Here is a 25,621-nt window from a genome sequence, read left to right as displayed (position 1 = left end):
AGCGGGCGGTCCCCACCAGAGCCCTCGGAAAAACATAGGGTTATCGGAAAGACTTCATGCTGCCTCGCGTATTGCGCCGGGCTGACCCCTTTGGCAAAGTGACCGATCAGCCAAGGGGAGGCTCCCGAACGGAGCCCACGGCCGCGTCACCACGGAAACCATCATGCGTCTGACCACGATCAAGCTGGCGGGATTCAAGTCGTTCGTCGACCCCACCACGCTGCATTTGCCCACCAACATGACCGGCGTCGTCGGTCCGAACGGGTGCGGCAAGTCGAACATCATCGACGCCATCCGTTGGGTCATGGGCGAGTCGGCGGCCAGCCGCCTGCGCGGCGACTCCCTCACCGACGTCATCTTCTCGGGTTCCAGCGCGCGCAAGCCGGTGGGGCAGGCCGCCGTCGAGCTCATCTTCGACAACGCGGACGGCACCATTCAGGGCGAGTACGCGAGCTTCGCCGAGATATCGGTGAAGCGACTGGTCAGCCGCGACGGGCAGTCGGCCTATTTCCTCAACGGCGCGCGCTGTCGCCGCCGCGACATCACCGATCTCTTCCTCGGCACGGGCCTCGGCCCGCGTTCCTACTCGATCATCGAGCAGGGCATGATCAGCCAGATCATCGAGGCGGCCCCCGAAGACCTGCGCACCCACCTGGAGGAAGCCGCGGGCATCTCCAAGTACAAGGAACGTCGCAAGGAAACCGAGAGCCGGATCAAGTCCACCCGCGAGAACCTCGACCGCGTGCGCGACGTTCGCGACGAGGTGGAGAAGCAGCTCGACCACCTCAACCGTCAGGCGCGTGCCGCCGAACGCTGGAAAGCATTCAAGGAAGAGCACACGCGGCGCGAGGCGGAACTCCGCGCGCTGGAATACCGCACGCTGCACCGTCGCCATGAAGGTGAGGGCTCGGGCCTTCGCGAGGCCGAACTCGAGATCGAGAAGCAGCTCGCCGGGCAGCGCCAGGTCGAGGCGCAGATGGAAACGGTGCGCGAGCGCCATCAGGGCGCAAGCGAGCACCTGAACCAGGTGCAGGCCGAGGTCTACAAGGTCGGCGCCGAGATAGCTCGCGTCGAGCAGCAGGTACGCCACAATCGCGACCTCACCGAGCGCCTGACGCGTTCGCGCGCGGATGCCGAACGCGAATTCGAAGAGCTCCAGGGTCACATCGGCGCCGATCGCGAGCAGATCGAAACGCTGCGCATGGCGCTGGCGGAAGGCGAGCCGAAGCTCGAATCGCTGCAACAGATCCAGGACGAGACCGGCGATGCGCAGCGCGCGACCGAATCCCGCCTCGCGGACTGGCAGCAGCGGTGGGACACGCATACCCGAGGCGCGTCGGAATCCAGCCGCGCCGCCGAAGTGGAACGCACGAAGCTGGCGTACCTCGATCGCCAGTCGATCGATCTCGCCCGTCGTCGCGAGGCGCTGGAAGCCGAGCAGCGCGCCACCGACGTGGCGGCGCTCGACGCCGCCTCCGAGCAACTCGATACCGAACACGACACGCAGCGCGAGCGCGTGGAACAGCTCGGCGGCGTGCTCGATCAGCACAAGGTCGCGTACGAGCGCGTGCTCGACGACGAGCGCCAGGAAACGGCCGCGCTCAACGACGCCCGCCAGCAACTGCAGACCGCGCGAGGCCGTCAGGCATCGCTCGAAGCGTTGCAGACCGCCGCGCTCGGCCAGGACGAATCCGCCGCCAGCGCGTGGCTGGCGCGGCTTGGCCTCGATAAATCGCGACGCCTCGGCGAATCGTTGCAGGTCGACGCCGGCTTCGAATCCGCGGTGGAAACCGTTCTCGCGGGTGTCCTCGACGGCGTGCTCGTCGACGCGCCCGAAGCCCTGACCGCCGAATTCGACGCGCTGGGCCAGGCGGACGTCGCGTTGTTCGCCGGCGCGACGGGCGGTCCCGGTACCGACGGCACCCTGGCGGCGCATGTGCGCGGCCCGGTCGCGGCCGTGAATCTCCTTTCCAGCGTGTTCGTCGCGGATTCCGTCGAAGCCGCCGCCGCGCGCGTCGGGTCGCTCGCCGCGAACCAGTCGGTGATCACGCGCGACGGCGCATGGATGGGGCCGGGCTGGGCCCGCGTGCTGCGCGCGCAGGGGAACCAGGTGGGCGTGCTGGCGCGCGAGCGTGAGATCCGTCAGCTCGCCGACCAGATCGAAACGCTCGAAGCCACGATCGACGAGCGCACCGAACGGCTGGAAACGCTGCGCGCCACGAAATTCGAAACGGAGCGGCTTCGCGACGACGCGCAGCGCGAGCTCTACGCCGCCCACCGCCGGCTCTCCGAACTGGCCGGCCAGTTGCAGAGCCATCGCGGCAAGATGGAAACGGCAAGAGCGCGCGCCGAGAAGGTCGGCGGCGAGATCTCCGCCATCGTGGAGCAGCTCGACGAGCTCGAGGGGCAGACGCGCGATGCGCGCGCGCGGCTCGACGAGGCCGTAGGCCACATGGGCGATCGCGAAGACGAGCGTCGCGGCCTCGAGAACGAGCGCCGCGAATTGCTCGAAGCCCGCGAGGAAGCACGCATCAACGCGCGCGAAGCCGCCGAGCAGGCCCACCAGCTCGCGCTGGGCATGGAGTCGAAGCGCGCCGCGTTGACCTCTCTGGAGCAGGCGCTCGGCCGACTCGACACGCAGCTGCGCCAGGTGACGGCGCGTCGCGACGAGATCGACCAGCAACTCGCGGCGGGTTCCGATCCGATCGCCGAACTGGAATCCGAACGCCAGACCTATCTCGACCAGCGCCTGCTGGTCGATCGCCAGCTCGTGGACGCGCGCCGCGCCCTCGAGGACTGCGACGCCGAATTCCGCCGCCTCGAGCAGGATCGCCACCGCATCGAGCAGGCGCTCAACAAGGTGCGCGAAGACGTCTCCGAGAAGCGTCTCGCCGCGCAGGCCCTGCAGTTGCGCGCCGAACAGCTCGCGCAGGCCATCGTGGCGTCGGGCCTCGAGCTCGAGCCGCTGCTGGCCGAGCTCGCGGAAGACGCCGAACCGGCGCGCTGGCAGCAGCAGCTGGTGGACCTGTCGCAGAAGATCGCGCGCCTGGAGCCCGTGAACCTCGCCGCGATTCAGGAGCACGCCGAACAATCGCAGCGCAAGGAATACCTCGATTCGCAGCTGACGGACCTCGCTGGCGCCCTCGAAACGCTCGAAGGCGCCATCAAGAAGATCGATCGCGAGACGCGCCAGCGCTTCAAGGAAACCTTCGACCGCGTCAACGCCGGCGTGCAGGAACTCTTCCCGCGCCTGTTCGGTGGCGGCCACGCCTATCTCGAACTGACCGGCGAAGACCTCCTCGACACCGGTGTCGCGATCATGGCCCGGCCGCCGGGCAAGCGCGTGTCCAACATCACGCTGCTCTCCGGTGGCGAAAAGGCCCTGACCGCCGTGTCGCTGGTGTTCGCGATCTTCGGCCTCAATCCCGCCCCGTTCTGCCTGCTCGACGAGGTGGACGCACCGCTCGACGAGGCGAACGTCGGTCGCTTCTCGGCCATGGTGCGCGAGATGAGCGAGAAGGTGCAGTTCATCTTCGTGAGCCACAACAAGGCCACCATGGAGGCCGCGCACCAGCTCTGCGGCGTTACCATGCGCGAGCCGGGCGTGTCGCGCCTCGTCCAGGTCGATCTGGCCGAAGCATCGAAGCTCGCCGGCGTCGCTTAAGCACTACTTTCAAGGATCGCAATCATGACTCCCGCCATCGGCCTCGCCTGGAATCCCGCAGTAGGCATCCCGATGCTCTTCGTCGGCATCGTCGTTCTCGTGCTGCTCTGGCTGTTCGGCCAGCCGCGCAAGGAACAGGGCCGGCGCAAGCCGACCGTCGAGCAGCCCGAGCGTGCGCGCGAGCGCCGTGAGCCGGTGTTCGGCGACGAGGCGGGCGACGACGCGGAACCGGTGGCCTCGTTCAGCGCGCGCGACGACGATGCGAACGACCCGCTGTTCCGGCCGAAGCCCGCGCAGGGCGAACTCGATGTCGATCTGCGCGCCGAACTGGAGCGCCTCGGCGCGTCGCTCGCGGGCGAGCGCACGACCTCCGCCGCGCCGGTGCTGCCGGACGAACCGGCCCCGCGCGCACCGCGCGTGGAGCCGCGGGTCGATCTCGACCTGCCATTCGACATCGACGAGCCCGTGGCCGCCGCTCCGGTTCCCGCACCCGCACCCGCACCGACACCGGTGCCGGCTCCGGTCGTGAAAGCGCCGCCGCGCTCCGATCTCGGCCGTCGCCCGCCGAGCGCGCCGGTGGAGCGCATCGTCAGCCTCTACGTCGTCTCGCGCGAAGGCAGCAAGTTCAACGGTTCGGATCTCGTGGTCGCCGCGGAAAAAGCGGGTCTCGAGTTCGGCGACATGGGCATCTACCACCGGCTGGTCGACGGACACCCGGAAAAGGGCCCGATCTTCAGCGTCGCCAACCTGGTGAAGCCGGGCAACTTCGACATGGCGCGCATCGCGACCCTGCAAACGCCCGGCCTGTCGTTCTTCATGGCCTTGCCCGGCCCGATCCCCGCGCTCGACGCGTGGGACGCCATGCTGCCGACCGCCCAGCGCCTCGCGGAGCTGCTCGACGGCCTCGTGCTGGACGAGGAGCGCAACGCCCTCGGCCGCCAGCGCATCGCCCACATTCGTGACGAGCTGCGCGGCTGGGACCGCGGGCACGAGGGCGAAGAGATCAAGTTCGGGCAATGACGCTCTGGTGGGAGCCAGCAGGCTGGCTCCCACCCCTCCGCGAAATAAATCTCCCTCGGTTTCACGAAGCCGCAACGCCCGGATGCGTCACTGTGGACGCCTTCGCGTGCCCGGGTCATTGGCACGATGCACACATCCGGCCCGGCATGCTTGTGTCCACACCCGAGGAACACGAGTCAGATGTCGGCCAGCCCGAGTGCGCCTTTTCGCATTTATTACCTGCACCCGCTGCTAGCGGGCCCGATGACGGCATGGAACGCCTGGATCGACCACGCCGCGGCGCTGGGATTCCGGCAGCTGCTGGTCGCCCCGCCTTTCGAGACGTCGCCGTGTGGCGATGTCTTCGTCACGAAGGATTTCGATCGCCTCCATCACGCGATCGGCGCCGACGGCGACGCCACGCAGCGTCTAGCGCAGATCGCCAAGGCCTGCCGCGCCCGCGGCCTCGAACTCTGGCTCGACCTGCCTTTCGACGAGATCGCCTCCGATGCGGCCGTCCGCGCGGAGCATCCGGAGTGGTTCCGGGCCGTCGCCGCGCAGCACGGCACGCCCGATCCGCGGTGGACGCCGAGCGAGAGCGACAGCGCACGCTGGCGGTTCAACGACCCCGACGTCGTGGAGGGGGCGAGCGGCTGGTGGGCCGAGCGCCTGGCGCGCTGGACCGACGCGGGGGTGTCCGGTTTCCGTCTGCTGCATCCACAGCGCCTGCGTGCCGGGGTCTGGAACTCGATCATCGGGGCCATCAACGACGGCGCGCCGCGTGCCGCCTTCCTCGCCTGGACCCCGGGCCTCTCGTCCGACGACGTCGATGGCCTGCGCGATGCCGGCTTCGACGCGGTCGTGTCGTCGGCGGCATGGTGGGATTTCCGCGCGCCGTGGTTCGCGCAGGAGGCCAGCCGGCTCGCACGTGTCGCGCCCGCGCTCGCCTGCGTGGAAGAACCGTTCGCGACGCGTCTCGGCGACGAACTGGGCGAAGAGAACCAGCTCGATCACGCGTATCGGCGCGCCATCGGCTTCTGCGCCACGTCGCCGGCGGGATGGATGATGCCCATGGGTTTCGAGTACGCCGTGCACGACGCGCTCGACCCCCGGCGAGGCACACCCGTCACTCCTGGCGACCTGGCGACGCAGGGCGTCGTCGACCTGACGGCGTGCGTCAAGACGGCCAACGCCGCGGTCGGCGATCGCGTCGGCCCGCCGCCGGTCATGACAGTGCACGCCGGCATCGCCACCTTCCTCGACGTGGAGGGCGCCGATCCGCGCACGGCCCGGCGCGCGACGCTGACGATCGTGAACGCGTCGCTCGACCGCGACGTCACGGTGAGCGCGGCGGAAGCCCTTGCCGGCGCGGCCAGTCATTTTTCGCCATGGACCACGTCCGACGGCCGGAAACTCTTCGATCAGGGAGATGCAGTGGTGCTCGAACCCGGTGCGGTACTGACGTTGACCGGCGCTCCGTCGGCGCCTGTGACCCGGAAGACGGGGGCCAGCGCGAAGAAGGAATTCCTGCAGGCGGCGACGCGTGCGCCACGAGTGATCATCGAAGCGATCGAGCCCACGGTCGATGGCGGGCGTTTCCCTGCGAAACGCACCGTCGGCAAGGCGGTCGTCGTGACCGCCGACATCTTCATGGATGGCCACGATGTGCTCGCCGCACGCCTGAAGTATCGCGCGCAGGACGAGAAGGGCTGGCGCGAAGCCCCCATGGTCCTCGTCAACAACGACATCCACACCGCCAGCTTCACGCCGACGCGGACAGGGCGCTACGAATTCCAGATCGAGGCGTGGCACGACCGTTTCGCGACGTGGCACCACGAGGTCGAGGTCAAGCACGCCGCCGGCGTCGACATCGCGCTGGAGCTGGAAGAGGGCAGGCTGCTCGTCGAGACGCGCGCGAACGCGGCGAGCGGTCCGAAGGCGAAGGCACTGCGCACGCTCGCGACGGCGGCGGGGAAAGCGAGCGGCGACGAACGCCTCGCACTCCTGATGGCGGAAAGCGCCGTCGATCTGATGGCCGCGACCGATCCTCGCGACCGGGCCAGCGTCACGGAGACCTTCCTCGTCGAGGTCGACCGTCGGGAAGCGGAGTTCGCCAGCTGGTACGAGCTGTTTCCGCGATCGATGACGGACGACAAGGCGAAGCACGGCACGTTCCGCAACACCATCGCTCGCCTGCCGGCGATTCGCGACATGGGATTCGACGTGCTGTACTTCCCGCCGATCCATCCGATCGGCAAGGCCTTTCGCAAGGGCCCGAACAACACGTTGACCCCGGGGCCCGACGATCCGGGCAGCCCCTATGCGATCGGTGCGCCGGATGGCGGTCATACCGCGGTCCATGCGCAGCTGGGCACGATCGACGATTTCCGCGCGCTGCGCGACGCGGCGCACGAGCACGGCCTCGAGCTCGCGCTCGACTTCGCCATCCAGTGCTCGCCCGACCATCCGTGGCTGAAGGAGCATCCGGAGTGGTTCGACTGGCGCCCGGACGGCAGCATCAAGTACGCCGAAAATCCGCCGAAGAAATACCAGGACATCGTCAACGTCGATTTCTACGCCGATGGGGCCATTCCGTCCCTGTGGCAGGCCCTGTGCGACGCGGTGCTCTTCTGGGCGGCGGAAGGCGTGCGGACGTTCCGCGTCGACAATCCGCATACGAAACCGTTCCCCTTCTGGGAGTGGATGATCGCCCGGGTGCGCGCGAAGTACCCGGACACGCTGTTCCTCTCGGAGGCGTTCACGCGTCCGAAGCCGATGTACCGCCTGGCCAAGGTCGGTTTCAGCCAGTCGTACACGTACTTCACCTGGCGCAATTCGAAGCAGGAGTTCATCGACTACCTGACGGAACTGACCGCCACGCCGCCGAAGGACTTCTTCCGTCCGAACTTCTTCGTCAACACGCCCGACATCAACCCGTATTTCCTGCAGACGTCGGGCCGCCCGGGGTTCCTCATCCGCGCCGCCCTCGCGACGACGCTTTCGGGTCTCTGGGGCATGTATTCCGGCTTCGAGATCTGCGAATCCGCGCCGATGCCCGGCAAGGAGGAGTACCTCGACTCGGAGAAATACGAGATCCGCGTCCGCGACTTCGACGCACCCGGCAACATCGTCGCCGAGATCACGCAGCTCAACCGCATCCGTCGCGCGCATCCCGCGTTGCAGAGCCACCTCGGCGTGCGCTTCCTGCCGGCGAACAACGACCAGGTGCTGTTCTTCGAAAAACGCGCGGGCGACGACATCGTCCTCGTCGCGATCAGCATGGATCCGCACAACGCGCAGGCTGCCGACCTCACGCTGCCCCTCGGCGACTGGGGCATCGCAGCGGACGCCGCGCTCGATATCCACGACCTCCTTCACGACCAACCCCTCAACTGGCGCGGCTCGACCCAACACGTATGGCTTGGCCTCGGCCAGCCTTACGCGGTCTGGCACGTGCGGCTTCCCGGAGTCTGATACATGGCAACCCGCGTTAAAGGAAAGAAGAAGGCGGCCGGCCCCGATTTCTCGAGCGATCCGCTCTGGTACAAGGATGCGATCATCTATCAGGTCCACCTGAAATCGTATTTCGACGCCAACGACGATGGCGTCGGCGACTTCCAGGGCCTGATCGATAAGCTGGACTACATCGCCGAGCTGGGCGTCAACACCCTGTGGCTGTTGCCCTTCTACCCAAGCCCGCGCCGCGACGACGGCTACGACATCGCGGAGTACAAGGCGGTGCACCCGGATTACGGCAAGCTCGCAGACGCGAAGCGGTTCATCACCGAGGCGCACGCGCGCGGCCTGCGCGTGATCACCGAGCTGGTCATCAATCACACCTCTGACCAGCATCCGTGGTTCCAGCGGGCTCGCCATGCGAAGAAGGGCTCGGCAGCCCGCAATTTCTACGTCTGGTCCGATACGGATCAGGCGTACGACGGCACGCGCATCATCTTCCTCGATACCGAGAAATCGAACTGGACCTGGGATCCGGTGGCGGGCCAGTACTTCTGGCACCGCTTCTTCTCGCACCAGCCCGACCTGAACTTCGACAACCCGGCGGTACTGAAGGCGGTGCTCGACGTGATGCGCTTCTGGCTCGACATGGGCGTGGACGGCCTGCGTCTGGACGCCGTGCCGTATCTGATCGAGCGCGAAGGCACAAACAACGAGAACCTTCCCGAGACGCACGACATCCTCAAGCGGATGCGCGCCGAAATCGACCAGCATTACCCCGACCGCATGCTCCTCGCGGAAGCCAACCAGTGGCCGGAAGATACGCAGGACTACTTCGGGCAGGGCGACGAATGCCACATGGCGTTCCATTTCCCGCTGATGCCGCGCATGTACATGGCGATCGCGCGCGAAGACCGCTTTCCGATCACCGACATCATGCGACAGACGCCGGCGATCCCCGAGAACTGCCAGTGGGCGATCTTCCTGCGTAACCACGACGAGCTGACGCTCGAGATGGTCACCGACAACGAACGCGATTACCTGTGGCAGACGTACGCCGCGGATCGCCGTGCCCGCATCAACCTCGGCATCCGGCGGCGCCTGGCGCCCCTGCTGGAGCGCGACCGCCGCCGCATCGAGCTGATGAACGCGCTGCTGCTCACCATGCCCGGTACGCCCGTCCTCTATTACGGCGACGAGATCGGGATGGGCGACAACATCCACTTGGGCGACCGCGATGGCGTGCGCACGCCGATGCAGTGGTCGGTCGACCGCAACGGCGGGTTCTCGCGTGCCGATCCCGCCAGCCTCGTGCTGCCGCCGATCATGGATCCGCTCTACGGCTTCCAGGCGATCAACGTGGAGGCGCAGTCGCGCGACCCGCACTCGCTGCTGAACTGGACGCGGCGCATGCTCGCCGTGCGCAAGCGCTACAAGGCGTTCGGTCGCGGCACGCTGAAATTCCTCTATCCGGGCAATCGCAAGGTGCTCGCGTACCTGCGCGAGTTCGAGGGCGAACACGTGCTCTGCGTGGCGAACATGTCGCGCGCGCTGCAGGCGGTGGAACTGGACATGGCCGCGTTCGACGGCAGCGTGCCCATCGACATCGTGGGTGGTTCGTCGTTCCCGCCGGTCGGCCAGCTGCCCTACCTGCTGACCGTGCCGCCGTATGGCTTCTACGCGTTCCAGATCTGCCCGAATGCGCAGATGCCCTCGTGGCACGAGGTCGCGGCGGAGCCGATGCCGGATTACGAGACGCTGGTGCTGCGCGGCGCGCTGGTCGAAGGGCCGGTGATGGCGCACCACCGCGGCGTCATCGAGAAACAGGTACTCCCGAACTATCTCGCGGTACGCCGCTGGTTCGCGTCGAAGGATCGGGGTATCGAGAGCGTGCGCATTCTCTATGCGGTGCCCTGGCCGGATCGTGGCGACGACCTGATCCTGACGGAAGTCGAGGCCACGCTGTCCGACGGCGGCACGGAGCGCTACAGCCTGCCGGCCGGTATCGTCTGGGAAGACGAGAGCCCGACGGCCCGCGCCCAGCAGCTGGCCCTCGCTCGCGTCCGTCGCGGTCGCCGCATCGGCCTGCTCACGGATGGCTTCGCGCTCGAGGCGTTCGCGAGCGGCCTGCTGATCGGTCTGCGCAACGGCACCGAGTTGCCGATCCATGGCGCCGCGGTGCGCTTCGAGAAGACGGCGGCGTTCGATGCCGTCGAATTCGACCCGGCGATCGAGAACCGGTGGATCGCTGCGGAGCAGTCGAACAGTTCGGTGATCCTGCACGACGCCGGCGTGGTGAAGCTGTTCCGTCGCACGTCGGTGGGTGTGAATCCCGAAGTGGAAATGGGCCGGTTCCTCACCGAGAACGGCTACGCCAACACGGCGCCGCTGCTCGGTGAGGTCGTGCGCGTCGATGAGAACGGCGAACGCAGCACGCTCGCCGTGCTGCAGGGCTTCCTGCGCAACCAGGGTGACGCGTGGCGCTGGACGCTCGACTTCCTCCGTCGCAGCTACGACGAATACAGCCACTCGGCGGACGACGAGCGCAAGGCGGAAATCGAAGGCGGTTACGACGCCTTCGCCGCCGCGGTGGGTACCCGTCTGGCCGAGTTGCATGCCTTGCTCGCCCGGCCGAGCGAGCTGCCCGCGTTCTCGCCCGAAAAGGCGGGCAAGGCCACGGCCGACGCGTGGCGCGACAGCGTTCGCGCGCAGGTCGACCGTGCACTGGCCGCGGTCGATTCGACTGGCGAGCTCGCCGAATCCCTCGCCGCGGATGTCGAAGCGCTTCGCGGCTTCGCGGCGACGCTCGGCGATCGCATCGCGACGCTGGCAAACGCCGGCGTCGGCGCGCTGACCACCCGGACGCACGGCGATTTCCACCTCGGCCAGATCCTGGTGGTGCAGGACGATGCGTACATCATCGACTTCGAAGGCGAGCCGGCCCGGCCGCTGGCGGAGCGTCGCGCGAAGAGCTCGCCGTTGCGCGACGTGGCGGGCTTTCTCCGCTCGCTCGATTACGCGGCGGCGATGGCACGGCGCGGCGAGGACGGTCTGGCCCCGGTCGAGGACGAAGGCTTCGCCTCGTACCTTGCGCGGTTCCGCGAGCGATCCTCGCGCGCGTTCCTCGCCGCGTATCGCGACGTGCTGGATGCGTCGCCGGTGCGCTGGATCGATGCCGATGCGCTCGCGCCGACGCTCGAGCTCTTCGTGATCGAGAAAGCCGCCTACGAGGTGGTCTATGAAGCGTCGAACCGGCCTGGCTGGGTCGACGTACCGTTGCGGGGCCTGCTGCACGTCGCGCGCGGCGATACCGCGAACGAACTGAAGGAGGAAACGTGACCGATCTACGACTCCATGGCCTCGACCGGGCCGCGCTCGACGCGCTGGTCCAGGGCCGGCACGGCGACCCCTTCGCGATCCTCGGTCCGCACACGGTGGACGGACGCCGGGTGGTGCGCACGCTCCAGCCGGGCGCCACGGGCGTGGAGGTCATCGACGCGCAGGGCAGGGCGATCGCGGAACTCGACCGTGTTCATGCCGATGGCCTGTTCGCGGGCATGGTGGAGGGCGAGGACGCGTATCGCCTCCGGATCCACTGGCCGGCCGCGCTGCAGGATACGCACGACCCGTACGCGTTTGGCACGCTGCTCGGCGACGACGATCTCGACCAGCTGTCCCGAGGGACGCACATCGAGCTCTTCCGTTGCCTGGGCGCGCATCCGGTGACCGTCGACGGCGTGCATGGCGTGCGCTTCGCCGTCTGGGCGCCGAACGCGCAGCGCGTCAGCGTGGTCGGCGACTTCGACAGCTGGGACGGCCGCCGCCACCCCATGCGCAAGCGCGTGCCGGCAGGCGTCTGGGAACTCTTCATTCCGGGGCTGCTGGCCGGTGCCCGTTACAAGTACGAGATCTGGGGCGCGGACGGCTCGCTCACGCAGCGCGCCGATCCCGTCGCGCTCGCCGCCGAACTGCCGCCGTCCACGGCATCCATCGTGGCCGATCCGACCGCGTTCCACTGGACCGACGACGCGTGGATGAAGCGTCGCGGCGCGCTCCATCACGCCGGGTCGCCCCTTTCGATCTACGAGCTGCATGCCGGATCGTGGCTCCGCGGCAAGGACGGCAAGGAGCTGCACTGGGACGAACTCGGCGAGCGCCTCATTCCCTACGTGGCCGGCATGGGCTTCACGCACATCGAGCTGCTGCCGATCTCGGAGCATCCTTTCGGCGGTTCGTGGGGCTACCAGCCGCTGGGCCAGTTCGCGCCCACGTCGCGGTTCGGCACGCCGGACGCCTTCGCGCGATTCGTCGATCGATGCCACGAGGCGGGTGTCGGCGTGATCGTCGACTGGGTGCCCGCGCACTTTCCCACCGACATCCATGGGCTCGCGCATTTCGACGGCACGCCGCTGTACGAGCACGCCGATCCGCGCGAGGGCTTTCATCAGGACTGGAACACGCTGATCTTCAACCTGGGACGCAACGAGGTGTCGGCGTTCCTCGTCGCCAGCGCGCTGGCGTGGCTGGAGCGGTTCCATGTGGACGGCCTGCGCGTGGACGCCGTCGCGTCGATGCTTTACCGGGATTACTCGCGCAAACAAGGCGAGTGGGTGCCCAACATCCATGGCGGGCGCGAAAATCTAGAGTCCATCGCGTTCCTGCGTCGCGTGAACCAGCTGGTGGCGCAGCGCCACCCGGACTGCATGACCATCGCCGAGGAGTCCACGGCGTGGCCGGGCGTGACGCAACCGGTGGAGCAGGGCGGCCTGGGCTTTACCTTCAAGTGGAACATGGGCTGGATGCACGACTCGCTCGAGTACATGTCGCGCGATCCCATCCATCGCCGCTGGCACCACGGCGAGATGACGTTCAGCATGGTCTACGCGTATTCCGAGAAGTTCGTGCTGCCGTTGTCCCACGACGAAGTGGTGCACGGCAAACGCTCGTTGCTGGGCCGCATGCCCGGCGACGAATGGCAGCGTTTCGCCAACCTGCGCGCCTACTACGGTTTCATGTGGGGCCACCCCGGCAAGAAGCTGCTGTTCACCGGCGGCGAGATCGCCCAGCCGCACGAATGGAACCACGACGCCCAGATCGCCTGGGACCTCCTCGACCATCCGCTGCACCTCGGCGTGCAGAAGCTGGTGCGCGATCTGAACCGGACCTACGCGGACCTGCCGGCGCTGCATGCGTGGGATTGCGACCCACGCGGCTTCCGTTGGGTGATCGGGGACGACGCGGCGCAGAGCGTGTTCGCGTGGCTGCGCTGCGCCGAGGGCGGTCGACCCGTGCTGGTCGTGAGCAACATGACCCCGGCGCCGAAGCACGGATTCCGCGTCGGCGTGCCCGAGCCCGGGCGCTGGCGCGAGGCGGTCAACACCGATGCCGTCGACTACGGTGGCTCCGGCGTCGGGAACGAAGGCGAGCGTCACGCGCAGACCGTTCCTTCGCATGGCTTCGATCATTCTCTGGTGCTCAGCCTGCCCCCGCTATCCACGGTGATGTTCGTCGCCGATTGACGAGGAATACGATGCCCGCCCTACCCGAACGCATGCAGTCCGGCACGCCGCACCCCCTGGGGGCGACGTGCGATGGCATGGGAACCAACTTCGCCGTGTTTTCCGCGCATGCGGAACGCATCGAACTGTGCCTCTTCGACCCCTCGGGCAAGCGCGAGATCGCACGTTACGACCTGCCGGAGTGCACCGACGAGGTGTGGCACGGGTATCTGCCGCGCGTGCGCGGCGGGACGCTCTACGGGTTCCGCGCGCACGGACCCTACAAGCCGGAGGAAGGTCACCGGTTCAATCCGCACAAGCTCCTGCTCGATCCGTATGCCCGGTTGCTGCACGGCCAGGTGCGCTGGTCGGACGCTCTGCACGGCTATCGCGTATCGTCGTCGCGCGCGGACCTTTCCTTCGATCGCCGCGACAGCGCGGCGGCGATGCCGAAGGCCGTCGTGGTCGACGAACCGATGCACTGGACGCAGGGCAACCGGCCGCACACGCCGTGGAACGAGACGGTCATCTACGAAACGCATCTGAAGGGCTTCACGCGCAACCTCAAGCGCATCCGTCAGCACGAGCGCGGCACCTTCATCGCGCTCGCCGATCCGTACGTGATCGACTATCTGGTGAAGCTCGGCGTCACGGCGGTCGAACTGCTGCCCGTGCACGCCTTCCTCCAGGACCGTCGACTGACGGAAATGAAGCTGCGGAACTACTGGGGTTACAACACCCTGGCGTTCTTCGCCCCGGAGCCCGCGTACCTCGCGGAAGGGGCGCTCAACGAGATCCGCGCCGCGGTACAGGCGCTGCACGCGGCCGGTATCGAGGTGATCCTCGACGTGGTCTACAACCACACATGCGAGGGTAGCGAGCTGGGCACGACGATGTCGTTCCGCGGCCTCGACAACAAGAGCTACTACCGGCTGATGCCGGACAACCCGCGCTATTGCATCAACGACACGGGCACCGGCAACACGGTCAACACGGCACACCCGCGCGTGCTGCAGATGGTGATGGATTCGCTGCGCTATTGGGTCCAGACGTTCCACGTGGACGGCTTCCGTTTCGATCTCGGCGTGAGCCTCGGCCGTGAGGAGCACGGTTTCGATCCGTGTTCGGGGATGTTCGACGCCATGCGCCAGGACCCGGTCCTGGCCAACGTGAAGCTCATTTCCGAGCCCTGGGACATCGGACCGGGCGGCTACCAGCTGGGCAACCATCCACCCGGCTTCGCCGAGTGGAACGGCAAGTACCGCGACGACATGCGCAAGTTCTGGAAGGGCGATTCCAACATGCGCGGCACGATCGCCGGCCGTCTGCAGGCCTCGGGCGACCTGTTCGACCATCAGCGTCGCAAGCCGTGGGCATCGGTGAACTTCCTGACGGCGCACGACGGTTTCACGCTCGAGGACCTGGTCAGCTACAACGACAAGCACAACGAGGCCAACGGCGAGGACAATCGCGACGGCGGCAACGACAACGAGAGCTACAACTACGGCGTCGAAGGCCCGACCGACGATCCCGCGGTCCGTACCGCGCGCGACCGCGTCAAGCGCGCCATGCTCGCCACGCTGATGTTCTCGCACGGCACGCCCATGCTGCTCGGCGGCGACGAGTTCGGCCGCAGCCAGCAGGGCAACAACAACGCCTATTGCCAGGACAACGAAATCTCCTGGTACGACTGGAAGGTGGCTACCTCCGAAGCGGGCAGCGAACTGGCCGATTTCGTCGGTCGTCTGACGCGCCTGCGCGAGCAGCACCCGACCCTCCGGGCGAAGCACTTCCTGCGTGGCGACACCGATGTCGTGCCCGGCATGCGCGAGGTCGCCTGGTTCGACGAGAGCGGCGCGGAGATGAGCCAGGAGCAGTGGGGCTACACCGAGGGTCGCCTGCTCGCGCTGCGTCGTGCGCAGCTGCACGGCGAGAAGCGCGCGGACGTCACGCTGCTCATGCTCAACGCGACGCCCGAGATGCACGTGTTCCATCTGCCGCAACCCGGCGCGAACTGGCGGCTGCGCTGCAATACCGCCGATCCGGCGGGGCAGGAGGTGGCGTGGAGCGAACCCACGATCGAAGTCGAGGGCCGCAGCGTCGTGCTGCTGACCGCGACGGTGAGGACGGATAACGCATGAGCGCGCGCGCGTTCCACGCGATGCCTTACGGATTCCGGCCGCTCGACGATGGACGTACCCGATTTCGCCTGTGGGCGCCCGATGCCGACGCGGTGAGCATCGAGTTCGAGGATGCCGACGCCGTCGCGATGCGCGCGCTGGACGATGGCTGGTACGAATGCCTTTGCCCCGTCGAGGCGGGCACCGCGTATCGATTCCGGATCGGGCGCGACGCGGTGCCGGATCCGGCGTCGCGGCGCCAGCGCGACGGCGATGTGCACGGTTACAGCGTCGTCACCGATCCCCTGGCCTACACCTGGCGAAACGACGGCTGGCGCGGCCGGCCGTGGCACGAGGCGGTCGTCTACGAACTGCACGTCGGCGCGCTGGGCGGGTTTCATGGTGTCGAGATGGTGCTGCCGCATCTCGCCTCGCTGGGCATCACCGCGATCGAACTGATGCCGATCGCCGAGTTCCCGGGCGAGCGCAACTGGGGTTACGACGGCGTGCTGCCGTTCGCGCCCGCGTCGGCCTATGGCTCGCCGGAAGACCTCAAGTCGCTGATCGATACCGCGCACGATCACGGGCTGATGGTGTTTCTCGACGTGGTCTACAACCACTTCGGTCCGGAGGGAAATTACCTCGGGGCTTATGCGTCGCCGTTCTTCGACGACGCGACGCATACGCCGTGGGGCGCGGCCATCGGCGTGGCGACGCCGCAGGTCGGCGATTTCTTCGTCCACAACGCGCTTTACTGGCTCGAGGAGTTCCGCTTCGACGGCCTGCGCTTCGACGCCGTCCACGCCATCGGCAATCCCGGCTGGCTCGCATCGCTCGCCGCGCGCGTGCGGGCGGCCATCGACCCCGGCCGTCACGTGCACCTCGTGCTGGAAAACGAAGCGAACCAGGCCAGCCTGCTGGGACGCGGTCGCTTCGACGCGCAGTGGAACGACGACTTCCACAACGCGCTGCACGTGCTGCTCACCGGCGAGACCGAAGGCTACTACGCGCACTACGACCCGCCGATGCCCCGGTTGCTGCGTACCCTGACCGAAGGCTTCGCCTTCCAGGGCGAATCGATGGGAGGCAGGAGCCGCGGCGAGCCGAGCGCCCAGCTCGCGCCGGCCCGTTTCGTCACCTTCCTCCAGAACCACGATCAGGTGGGCAACCGCGCCTTCGGCGATCGCCTCACGACGCTGATCGGGCCCGACGTGCTCGAGGCGGCGCTCGCGCTCCTGCTGCTCGCACCCTTCGTGCCGCTGCTCTTCATGGGTGAGGAATGGGGGTCGCGCACCCCGTTCCTGTTCTTCACCGATTTCCCTGACGAAGAACTCCGCGACGCGGTGCGCAAGGGGCGCCGGAAGGAGTTCGAGGCGTTCACCAGCTTCGGCGGCGAAGAGATCCCGGACCCCAACGAGATCGATACTTTCACGGCGTCCATCCCCGCTCGCGACGCGGAGGCCGGCCAGCGTCGCCGCGAATTCGTGCGCGCGTTGATCGCCTTGCGCCAGAAGCACATCGCGCCGCACATCGAGAGCGCCCGGAGCGTGGGCGCCGAAGCCCTGGGCGACCGGTCGCTGCGTGCGTCGTGGTCGCTGGGCCACGCGACGCTCACCGTGTTCGTCAACGTCGGCGAGACCGACGTGCCCGTGACCGCACCGTCGCCGTCCGCGGCATGGCTGCACGGCGACGCCGCTGACGTCGCTTCCCTTTCCCGCGGCGTGCTGCCCGCACGTCGCACCCTTGCCTGCCTGGAGTCCTGATCCGTGAATGCCTCTCTCGACGATCGCCTCGCACTGCTGGCCGAACAGGCAGGGATCGACGTGCACTGGCGCGACGCGCTCGACCGGCCGCAGGTGACGCCATCCGAAACGCTGCGCAAGGTACTGCGCGCGCTCGGGCTGGCGGCGGACAGCGCGGACGATGTGGAGGACAGCCTCCGGAGGCTGGAGAACGAACGCAGCGGTCGCGACGTGCCGCGCATGCTCACGGCCGACGCGGGCGGTCGACTGCTGTTGCCGCCGTCGCCGCGAGGCCGGGCGTGGCGCATCACGCGCGACGACGGCACATCGGTGTCCGAAGGCGAACTTCCGTCGAGCGAGCGGGAGATCGCGGTGCCCGGCGAGCCTGGCTACTACGCGCTCAGCCTTGGCGACGACGAGATCGCGCTGGCGGTGGCGCCGTCGCGCTGCTTCGGCGTGAGCGACGTGCGCGGCGCTCACCGGCCATGGGGCATCGCCGTGCAGATGTCCGGACTGCGCCGGCCTGGCGACGGTGGCATCGGCGATTTCACCGCGCTGGAGATCTGCGCGCGCGCCGCGGCGGAAAAAGGGGCCGATGCGCTGGCCATCAGTCCGCTGCATGCGCTGTTCGCCGCCGCGCCGGAGCGCTTCAGCCCTTACGCGCCGTCGAGCCGCCTGTTCCTCAACGGGCTGTACATCGACCCCGTGCGGACCAGCGGCGAGCAGACGGTGCGGGCGGTCGTCGATACGCACAACCTGCGCCAGGAGCTTGCCGAGCTCGAATGGCTGGACCTCATCGACTGGCCGCGTGCGGCGCGTGCGCGGATGACGATCCTGCGCTCGGTCTACGAATGGGCATCGGTGGACCTCGCGCATTCGGATCGCTTCATGGCGTTCCGCCGCGAGCAGGGCGAGCCTATGGAGCGGCACGCACGGTTCGAGGCGCTGCATGCGGAATTCACGGCGCACGGACGGCCGGGCGGCTGGCAGGGCTGGCCCGAGGAGTTCCACGATCCCGCGGGTTCCGCCGTCGCCGCGTTCGCGCGCGAGCATTCGCGCGAAGTGGCGTTCCACGCGTGGCTGCAGTGGCTCGCGTCGCAAGGCCTCGAGGGCGCGCAGGCCGCCGCGCGGGATGCCGGCATGAAGATCGGGCTGATCGCCGACCTCGCGGTCGGTGCGGACGCGGGTGGTAGCCATGCGTGGGCGCATCAGGGTGAGATGCTCACCGGCCTTTCGGTCGGCGCGCCGCCCGACGCGCTCAATCGGCTCGGGCAGGACTGGGGTCTCACGACGTTCTCGCCCCGCGGCCTGCGCGACACCGGATTTCGCGGATTCATCGGCATGCTGCGCGCGGCGCTCGCGCATGCGGGCGGCGTCCGCATCGATCACGTACTGGGTCTGAAGCGACTCTGGATGGTGCCGCATGGCGCGGGGGCGACGGAGGGCGCGTACGTGCGCTATCCGCTCGAGGACATGCTGCGGCTGATCGCACTGGAATCGCACCTGCATCGCGCGATCGTCATTGGCGAGGATCTTGGGACGGTGCCGTCGGATTTCCGCGGCACCATCGGCGACAAGGGTCTGCTTGGCATTCGCGTGCTCTGGTTCGAACGTGCGGCCGACGGTGGATTCGTCGCACCGAAGGATTGGTCGGACAAGGCCATGGCGACGACGAGCACGCACGACGTGCCGACCGTCGCGGGCTGGTGGAGCGGACGCGACGTCGAATGGCGGCGGCGCACGGGCCTCGACAATCCCGACGTCGACGAACCCGCGCAGCGGGCGGAAGATCGCGCGTTGTTGTGGCGGGCGCTGTTCGCCTCCGGGTCGGCGTGGAACGAGGACGCGCCGCCCGCGCCCGACGACATCTCGCCCGTGGTGGTGGCGGCGGCGCGTCACGTGTCGCAGGCACCGGCGCCGCTGGCGATCTTCCCCGTCGAAGACGTGCTCGGCCTGCATGAGCAGCCGAACCTTCCCGGTCCCACGGATGCGATCCATCCGAACTGGCGCCGGCGCATGCCGGATTCGTCGTCCCGCCTGTTCGACGGACCGATCGCGCACGCCGTGTGCGCCGCCATCGACCAGACCCGGAACCGCTCGTGAGTCCGCCTCGCGCGCTCGCCCGGCTGCAGTTCCATGCCGGCTTCACGCTGGACGACGCCGTGCGCGTGGTGCCGTATTACGCGAGCCTGGGCATCAGCCACCTGTATGCCTCGCCGATCCTCCGTGCGCGGGCCGGATCCACCCATGGCTACGACGTGGTCGACTGCCACGAGATCAATCCGGAGATCGGCGGCGAAGATGCCCTGCGTCGGCTCGTGGCGCGCCTGCGCGAACACGGCATGGGCCTCGTGCTCGACATCGTGCCCAACCATATGGGCGTGGGCGTCGAGAACGTATGGTGGATGGACGTGCTCCGGCACGGTCGCGAAAGCCGTTACGCCGGTTATTTCGACATCGACTGGACACCCGCCGACCCCCTGCTGCGCGGCCGCCTGTTGCTGCCTGTCCTTGGTGCGGGTTACGACGAGACGCTGCGCGAGGGGCACCTGCGCCTCGAGCACCGGCGCGGCGAATGGGTGCTGCGCGTCTACGACGATCGCCTGCCGCTGTCGCCGGCGACGGTGGCCGCGCTCGGCGACGACGCGACGACGGCACACGACCCGTCGACGGACGAGGGCAGGGCGCGGCTGCACGCGCTGATCGAAAAGCAGCATTACCGCCTCGCGTTCTGGAAGCTCGCGAGCGACATGGTCAACTATCGCCGCTTCTTCGACATCAACGAACTCGCGGGCCTGCGCATCGAGCGGACGGCCGTCTTCGAGGACACGCACAAGACGATCTTCCGGCTCTATGCCGAGGGCCTGATCGATGGCGTGCGCTGCGACCATGTCGATGGACTCGCCGATCCGCGCCGCTACTGCCGGCAGCTGCGTCATCGCCTCGAGCGGCTGCGCGCGCAGCGGCCAGCCGGCGCGCCGCGCGACGCGGCGTACCTCGTGGTCGAGAAGATCCTGGCCCACGACGAAGCGCTGCGCCTCGACTGGCGCACCGACGGCACGACCGGTTACGAGTTCATGGACCACGTGTCGGCCGTGCTGCACGACGAGGCCGGCGAGGCGCCACTGACCGGACTGTGGCGCGGGTTGACCGGCGAATCCGCCGACTTCGGGTCGCAAGCCGTGCAGGCGAGACGGCAGATCCTCGTCGACAGTTTCGAATCGGAGCTCGACCGCACGGCACGCGCGCTGTTCGCCGCGGCGCGTGCGGACGTGGCGACACGCGACGTATCGCTCGCGGCCATCCGCCGCGTGCTGGTCGAATTGCTGGTGCACTTCCCGGTGTACCGTACCTACGCCGGCGGCGTCGGGCGCGACGCGCAGGACGAAGCCGTCTTCGCGCGCGCGGTGGAAGGCGCCCGGCGCACGACGCGGCTGGAAGATGCCGATCTTCTTCAGCTCGTCGCGCGCTGGCTCGGCGGCGAGGCGCCGCGATCGCTTCCGCCCGGACCCGTGCGTCGCGCCCGCGAACGCGCGATGGCGATCTTCCAGCAGGCGACGTCGCCCGTCGCGGCCAAGGCGGTGGAGGATACGGCCGGCTATCGCTACGGACGGCTGCTGTCACGTAACGAGGTTGGCGTCGACGCCGCCCGTCTCGCGATGTCGGTGGACGAATTCCATGCCCGTTGTGCCGAGCGTGCCGCGACGCTGCCCAACAACCTTCTCGCCACCGCCACGCATGATCACAAACGCGGCGAGGACCTCCGCGCGCGCCTCGCCGTGCTGTCGGAAGAGGCGGCCCGCTGGGTCGTCACCGTGGAGCGCTGGCGCTCGCGCCATGCGGATCTTCGCCAGCGCGCCGAAGGGCGCATGGCTCCGTCCGCCGGCGACGAGCTGATGCTCTACCAGATGCTGGTGGGTGCGTGGCCTCTGGATCTCGCGCCGGACGACGAGGAAGGCGTCGAGCGCTTCGCGTCGCGCATCGCGGCGTGGCAGCGCAAGGCACTGCGCGAAGCCAAGCGGTGGACGCGCTGGACCTCGCCCAACGAGCCGTACGAGGACGCCTGCGAGGATTTCCTGCGCGCGCTGCTGTCCGGCGACACCGCGGCCGAACTCGCGGCCTTCGCGAATCATCTCGCCTTGCCCGGCGCGGTGAACGGCCTCGCGCAGACGGTGTTGCGCCTGACGACCCCCGGCGTGCCCGACCTGTACCAAGGCACGGATTACTGGGATTTCAGCCTGGTCGATCCGGACAATCGCCGACCGGTGGATTTCGACGCCCGCGCCGCGTCGCTGGATCGCGACGTCGGCCCGGCGGACCTGCTGCCGACCTGGCGGAACGGCGAGGTGAAACAGGCGGTGATCGCGCGGTTGCTGCGGCTCCGCGCATCGTCGCCCGCGTTGTTCGCCAAGGGCGACTACCGACCGCTCGAAGCGACCGGTCCCGCGGCCGGGCACGTGCTCGCCTTCGTCCGCGAGTACAGGGGTGAGCGCCTCCTGGTGGTGGTGGCGCGGCACGTCGCGGCGTGGCTGGGCGGTGCGGAGATTCCCGTCGTCCCATCGTCGCGCTGGCGTGGCACGGCGCTTCCGGTTCCCGCCGGGCGCTGGGCCGCCGTGCTCGTCACCGGCACGAACGAGGGGGGCGACGTGTCGGTCGAGGACATCCTCGGCGATCTGCCGGTAGCCGTCTGGCACATCGGCCGCCCGGCGTAGGCGCCGCCATGGCGGCCTGGTGTGGGAGCGACCCGGGCCGCGATCGGAGTTCGCGGCAAGCGCCCACTGCGGCGAAGGCCGCTCCCACACGAGCAACCGCCGGGACGCCCGAGGCTCAGCCGCGCAGCGACCGCACCAGTTCGATGTAATCGCGCATCGCCGTCTCGTCCGGCATGCCTTTCAGCTTCGCCCAGGCCTCGTACTTCGCCGTCCCCACGAAATCGAAGAAGCCGGGCTTCTCGCCGCGGACGTCGCCTTCGGAGCCCTGCTTGTAAAGGGCGTAGAGCCGCAGGAGTGTGTCGTTGTCGGGGCGGTCGTCGAGCCCGGAGACCGCGTGGGAGGCCGCCTCGAACTGTCGCCGGAGGTCGTCGGACATCGCGGTTCGCTACAGGGATCGGAAGATGGGTGGGCTTGTAGCATGCGCCCCAGAGTGTGTCCACGGCCGGAATCCGCCGCGCGACGCGATATCATGACGGTTTCGCGAGTGAGGTTGTTCCCATGGCCCATCCGGCTGTCGCCCCCGTCCTGACCATCGACGGCCCCTCGGGTTCGGGCAAGGGCACCATCAGCCGCCTGGTGGCCGAACAGCTCGGCTGGCACCTGCTGGATTCCGGAGCCCTGTACCGGGCCGTCGGCTACGCGGCGGGCGAGGAGGGTATCGACCTCTCCGACGCCGAGGCGGTCACCCGGTGCGCGGAGACGGTGAAGATCCGCTTCCGGGCCAGCGCGGACGGGGGCGAGACCCGCGTGCTGGTCAACGGCCACGACGCCACCGACGAGCTGCGGACCGAGACCGCCGGGGCCGCTGCCTCGGCCATCGCCGTGATCCCGTCGGTCCGCCAGGCCCTGGTGGACCTGCAACACGGCTTCCGCAAGGCCCCTGGCCTCGTGGCGGACGGTCGCGACATGGGCACGGTGATTTTCCCGGACGCCGCCCATAAGTTCTTCCTGACGGCCAGCGCGGCGGAACGCGCGAAAAGGCGCTATAAGCAGTTGAAGGATAAGGGACTGAGCGTTACACTTGCCGTCCTCCAGCGAGAGATCGAGGCACGCGACGAGCGAGATGCGTCGCGGCCGGTCGCCCCGTTGAAGCCCGCCGAAGGCGCCGTGGTGATCGACACCACCGGCATGCCGATCGAGGTGGTGGTGGCGAAAGTATTCGCCGTGGTGCGTCCGTAAGGCGTATCCGGCATTGGCGTCCGCGCAGTGCGCGCGGACTCTTGGCAACGGTGCAGGGCACGTCTTCCGAGGCAATCCCGCACCCACAACCGGTGGGTCCCCCGTCCGTTTGCGACACGTAGGTACGCGAACGCCGGGTACGGCCTTTCATAACCCTGGAATCAACATGACTGAAAGTTTTGCCGAACTGTTTGAACAGAGCCAGCAGGCTATTTCCAAGCTGAAGCCCGGCTCTATCGTCACCGGTATCGTTGTGGAAATCCGCAACGACGTGGTGGTGATCAACGCCGGCCTGAAGAGCGAAGGCATCGTCCCCATCGAGCAGTTCAAGGACGAGTCCGGCGCGCTGGAAGTGGAAGTGGGCGACGAGGTCAAGGTCGCGCTCGACGCGCTCGAAGACGGCTTCGGCGAGACCAAGCTCTCCCGTGAGAAGGCCAAGCGTTCGATGGTGTGGGACGACCTCGAGCAGGCGTTCGACAAGGAAGAGACCATCACCGGCAAGATCTCCGGCAAGGTCAAGGGCGGCTTCACCGTCGACATCAAGGACGTCCGCGCATTCCTGCCGGGCTCGCTGGTCGACGTGCGTCCGGTCCGTGACCCGGTCTACCTCGAGGGCAAGGACCTCGAGTTCAAGATCATCAAGCTCGATCGCAAGCGCAACAACGTCGTCGTCAGCCGTCGCGCTGTCGTCGAGACGGAGTTCTCGGAAGAGCGCGAGAAGCTGCTCGAGCGCCTGACGGAAGGCGCGGTCGTGAAGGGTGTGGTCAAGAACCTCACCGATTACGGCGCATTCGTCGACCTCGGCGGCATCGACGGCCTGCTGCACATCACCGACATGGCGTGGAAGCGCGTGCGTCACCCGTCCGAAGTCGTCAACGTCGGCGACGAGCTGGACGTCCGCGTGCTCAAGTACGACCGCGAGCGCAACCGCGTTTCGCTCGGCCTCAAGCAGCTCGGCGACGACCCGTGGGTCGCCATCGCGCGTCGCTACCCGGTCGGCAGCCGCCTGTTCGGCAAGGTCTCCAACGTCACCGATTACGGCTGCTTCGTCGAGATCGAGCCGGGCGTCGAAGGCCTCGTGCACGTCTCCGAGATGGATTGGACCAACAAGAACGTCAACCCGGCCAAGGTCGTGCAGGTCGGTGACGAGACGGAAGTCATGGTCCTCGACGTGGATGAAGAGCGTCGTCGTATCTCCCTCGGTATCAAGCAGACCCGCTCGAACCCGTGGGAAGCCTTCGCAGCGATGCACAAGAAGGGCGACAAGGTTTCCGGTCAGATCAAGTCGATCACCGATTTCGGTATCTTCATCGGTCTGGACGGCGGCATCGATGGCCTCGTGCACCTGTCCGACATCTCGTGGCAGGCCTCGGGTGAAGACCTCGTCCGCAACTTCAAGAAGGGCGACGAAGTCGAAGCCGTGGTTCTCGCGGTCGATCCGGAACGTGAGCGCATCTCCCTCGGCATCAAGCAGATGGAGCAGGATCCGTTCGGTCAGTTCATGGCCACGAATCCGCGCGGCACGGTCCTGACTGGCACGGTCCGCGAAGTCGACGCCAAGGGTGCGATCATCGACCTGGGCGAAGGCGTCGAAGGCTACATCCGCGCCAACGACATCGCCAAGGAACGCGTGGAAGATGCCACGACGTACCTGAAGGTCGGCGATGCCGTCGAGGCGAAGTTCACCGGTATGGATCGCAAGGGCCGTCAGCTCCAGCTGTCGATCCGCGCGAAGGACGAGGAAGATCTGGCCGATACGATGGCCGACTACCAGTCCGCCGCTGGTGGCACGACCAAGCTCGGCGCGCTCCTCAAGGAGCAGATGAACAAGGCCGACTAACCGTCGGGCGAGGGGCGGTCAACGCCGCCCCTCGCTGTTTGTTCCACCGTTATCAGCGTCAGTTCGAGAACCACCAGGGGACCCATGACAAAGTCGGAACTGATCGAGGCGCTGGCGCGGCGCCAGACCCACCTTGCGTTCAGCGACGTGGAACTAGCCGTCAAGAGCGTGCTCGAGCAGATGAGCCACGCCCTCTCCACGGGCGAGCGCATCGAGATTCGCGGCTTCGGCAGCTTCGCGCTCCACTTCCGCCCGCCGCGCATGGGGCGCAACCCCAAGACCGGTGAGGCCGTGGCCCTGCCGGGCAAGCACGTCCCACATTTCAAACCCGGCAAGGAATTACGCGAACGCGTAAACCTCGTCGAGGAGACCAACGCCGCGCTTTGACGCGGCGTTTTTTTTGGGCTTTGG

The 25,621-nt window shown here is 67.9% G+C and carries 13 protein-coding genes; 12 read left to right on the top strand and 1 reads right to left on the bottom strand.

Annotated features, from left to right (window positions below; genetic code table 11):
- Positions 1-163: 163 nt before the first annotated feature.
- The 9 genes from smc to treY all read left to right on the top strand — a co-directional run bounded on the left by smc (position 164) and on the right by treY (position 22,191).
- Complete coding sequence (gene smc, locus BMX32_RS00125; RefSeq protein ID WP_089973823.1) at positions 164-3,664, top strand: chromosome segregation protein SMC; 3,501 nt, start codon at positions 164-166, stop codon at positions 3,662-3,664.
- 24 nt (positions 3,665-3,688) lie between these two features.
- Complete coding sequence (gene zipA, locus BMX32_RS00120; RefSeq protein WP_089973822.1) at positions 3,689-4,684, top strand: cell division protein ZipA; 996 nt, start codon at positions 3,689-3,691, stop codon at positions 4,682-4,684.
- Between the two features lie 180 nt (positions 4,685-4,864).
- On the top strand, positions 4,865-8,137 hold the full coding sequence (locus tag BMX32_RS00115) for a maltotransferase domain-containing protein (RefSeq protein ID WP_089973821.1): 3,273 nt from the start codon (positions 4,865-4,867) through the stop codon (positions 8,135-8,137).
- Between the two features lie 3 nt (positions 8,138-8,140).
- Entirely contained in the window at positions 8,141-11,458 is a 3,318-nt protein-coding gene (gene treS / locus BMX32_RS00110) for a maltose alpha-D-glucosyltransferase (protein ID WP_089973820.1), read from the top strand.
- Positions 11,455-13,638: a 1,4-alpha-glucan branching protein GlgB gene (glgB, locus tag BMX32_RS00105; protein ID WP_089973819.1), complete on the top strand. Its 2,184-nt coding sequence runs from the start codon at positions 11,455-11,457 to the stop codon at positions 13,636-13,638. Before treS ends, glgB begins: the two co-directional genes overlap by 4 nt.
- Positions 13,639-13,649: 11 nt before the next feature.
- Positions 13,650-15,758 carry a glycogen debranching protein GlgX gene (glgX, locus tag BMX32_RS00100; RefSeq protein ID WP_089973818.1) on the top strand — a complete coding sequence of 703 codons (2,109 nt, stop codon included), beginning with the start codon at positions 13,650-13,652 and terminating at the stop codon, positions 15,756-15,758.
- The gene (gene treZ / locus BMX32_RS00095) at positions 15,755-17,500 is read left to right on the top strand and encodes a malto-oligosyltrehalose trehalohydrolase (RefSeq protein WP_089973817.1); all 1,746 of its coding nucleotides are present in this window, start codon (positions 15,755-15,757) and stop codon (positions 17,498-17,500) included. Before glgX ends, treZ begins: the two co-directional genes overlap by 4 nt.
- Positions 17,501-17,503: 3 nt before the next feature.
- Entirely contained in the window at positions 17,504-19,582 is a 2,079-nt protein-coding gene (gene malQ / locus BMX32_RS00090) for a 4-alpha-glucanotransferase (protein ID WP_211664156.1), read from the top strand.
- On the top strand, positions 19,579-22,191 hold the full coding sequence (gene treY, locus BMX32_RS00085) for a malto-oligosyltrehalose synthase (protein WP_211664155.1): 2,613 nt from the start codon (positions 19,579-19,581) through the stop codon (positions 22,189-22,191). Before malQ ends, treY begins: the two co-directional genes overlap by 4 nt.
- A gap of 115 nt (positions 22,192-22,306) precedes the next feature.
- Here treY and BMX32_RS00080 read toward each other — a convergent pair whose 3' ends face one another.
- The gene (locus BMX32_RS00080; RefSeq protein WP_089973815.1) at positions 22,307-22,567 is read right to left on the bottom strand and encodes an acyl-CoA-binding protein; all 261 of its coding nucleotides are present in this window, start codon (positions 22,565-22,567) and stop codon (positions 22,307-22,309) included.
- A gap of 122 nt (positions 22,568-22,689) precedes the next feature.
- On the opposite strand from BMX32_RS00080, the gene cmk reads away from it, so the two are divergent.
- The 3 genes from cmk (at position 22,690) to BMX32_RS00065 (ending at position 25,597) form a co-directional block, all read left to right on the top strand.
- Positions 22,690-23,370: a (d)CMP kinase gene (gene cmk / locus BMX32_RS00075; protein WP_089973814.1), complete on the top strand. Its 681-nt coding sequence runs from the start codon at positions 22,690-22,692 to the stop codon at positions 23,368-23,370.
- A 166-nt stretch (positions 23,371-23,536) separates the two neighbouring features.
- Complete coding sequence (rpsA, locus tag BMX32_RS00070; RefSeq protein ID WP_089973813.1) at positions 23,537-25,210, top strand: 30S ribosomal protein S1; 1,674 nt, start codon at positions 23,537-23,539, stop codon at positions 25,208-25,210.
- Positions 25,211-25,294: 84 nt separating this feature from the next.
- The gene (locus tag BMX32_RS00065; RefSeq protein ID WP_036113981.1) at positions 25,295-25,597 is read left to right on the top strand and encodes an integration host factor subunit beta; all 303 of its coding nucleotides are present in this window, start codon (positions 25,295-25,297) and stop codon (positions 25,595-25,597) included.
- The last annotated feature ends 24 nt before the right edge of the window (positions 25,598-25,621 follow it).

The sequence above is a fragment of the Luteibacter sp. UNCMF331Sha3.1 genome, from assembly GCF_900109915.1.
Taxonomy (GTDB): domain Bacteria; phylum Pseudomonadota; class Gammaproteobacteria; order Xanthomonadales; family Rhodanobacteraceae; genus Luteibacter.
This window is presented reverse-complemented; position numbering and strand designations above follow the sequence as displayed.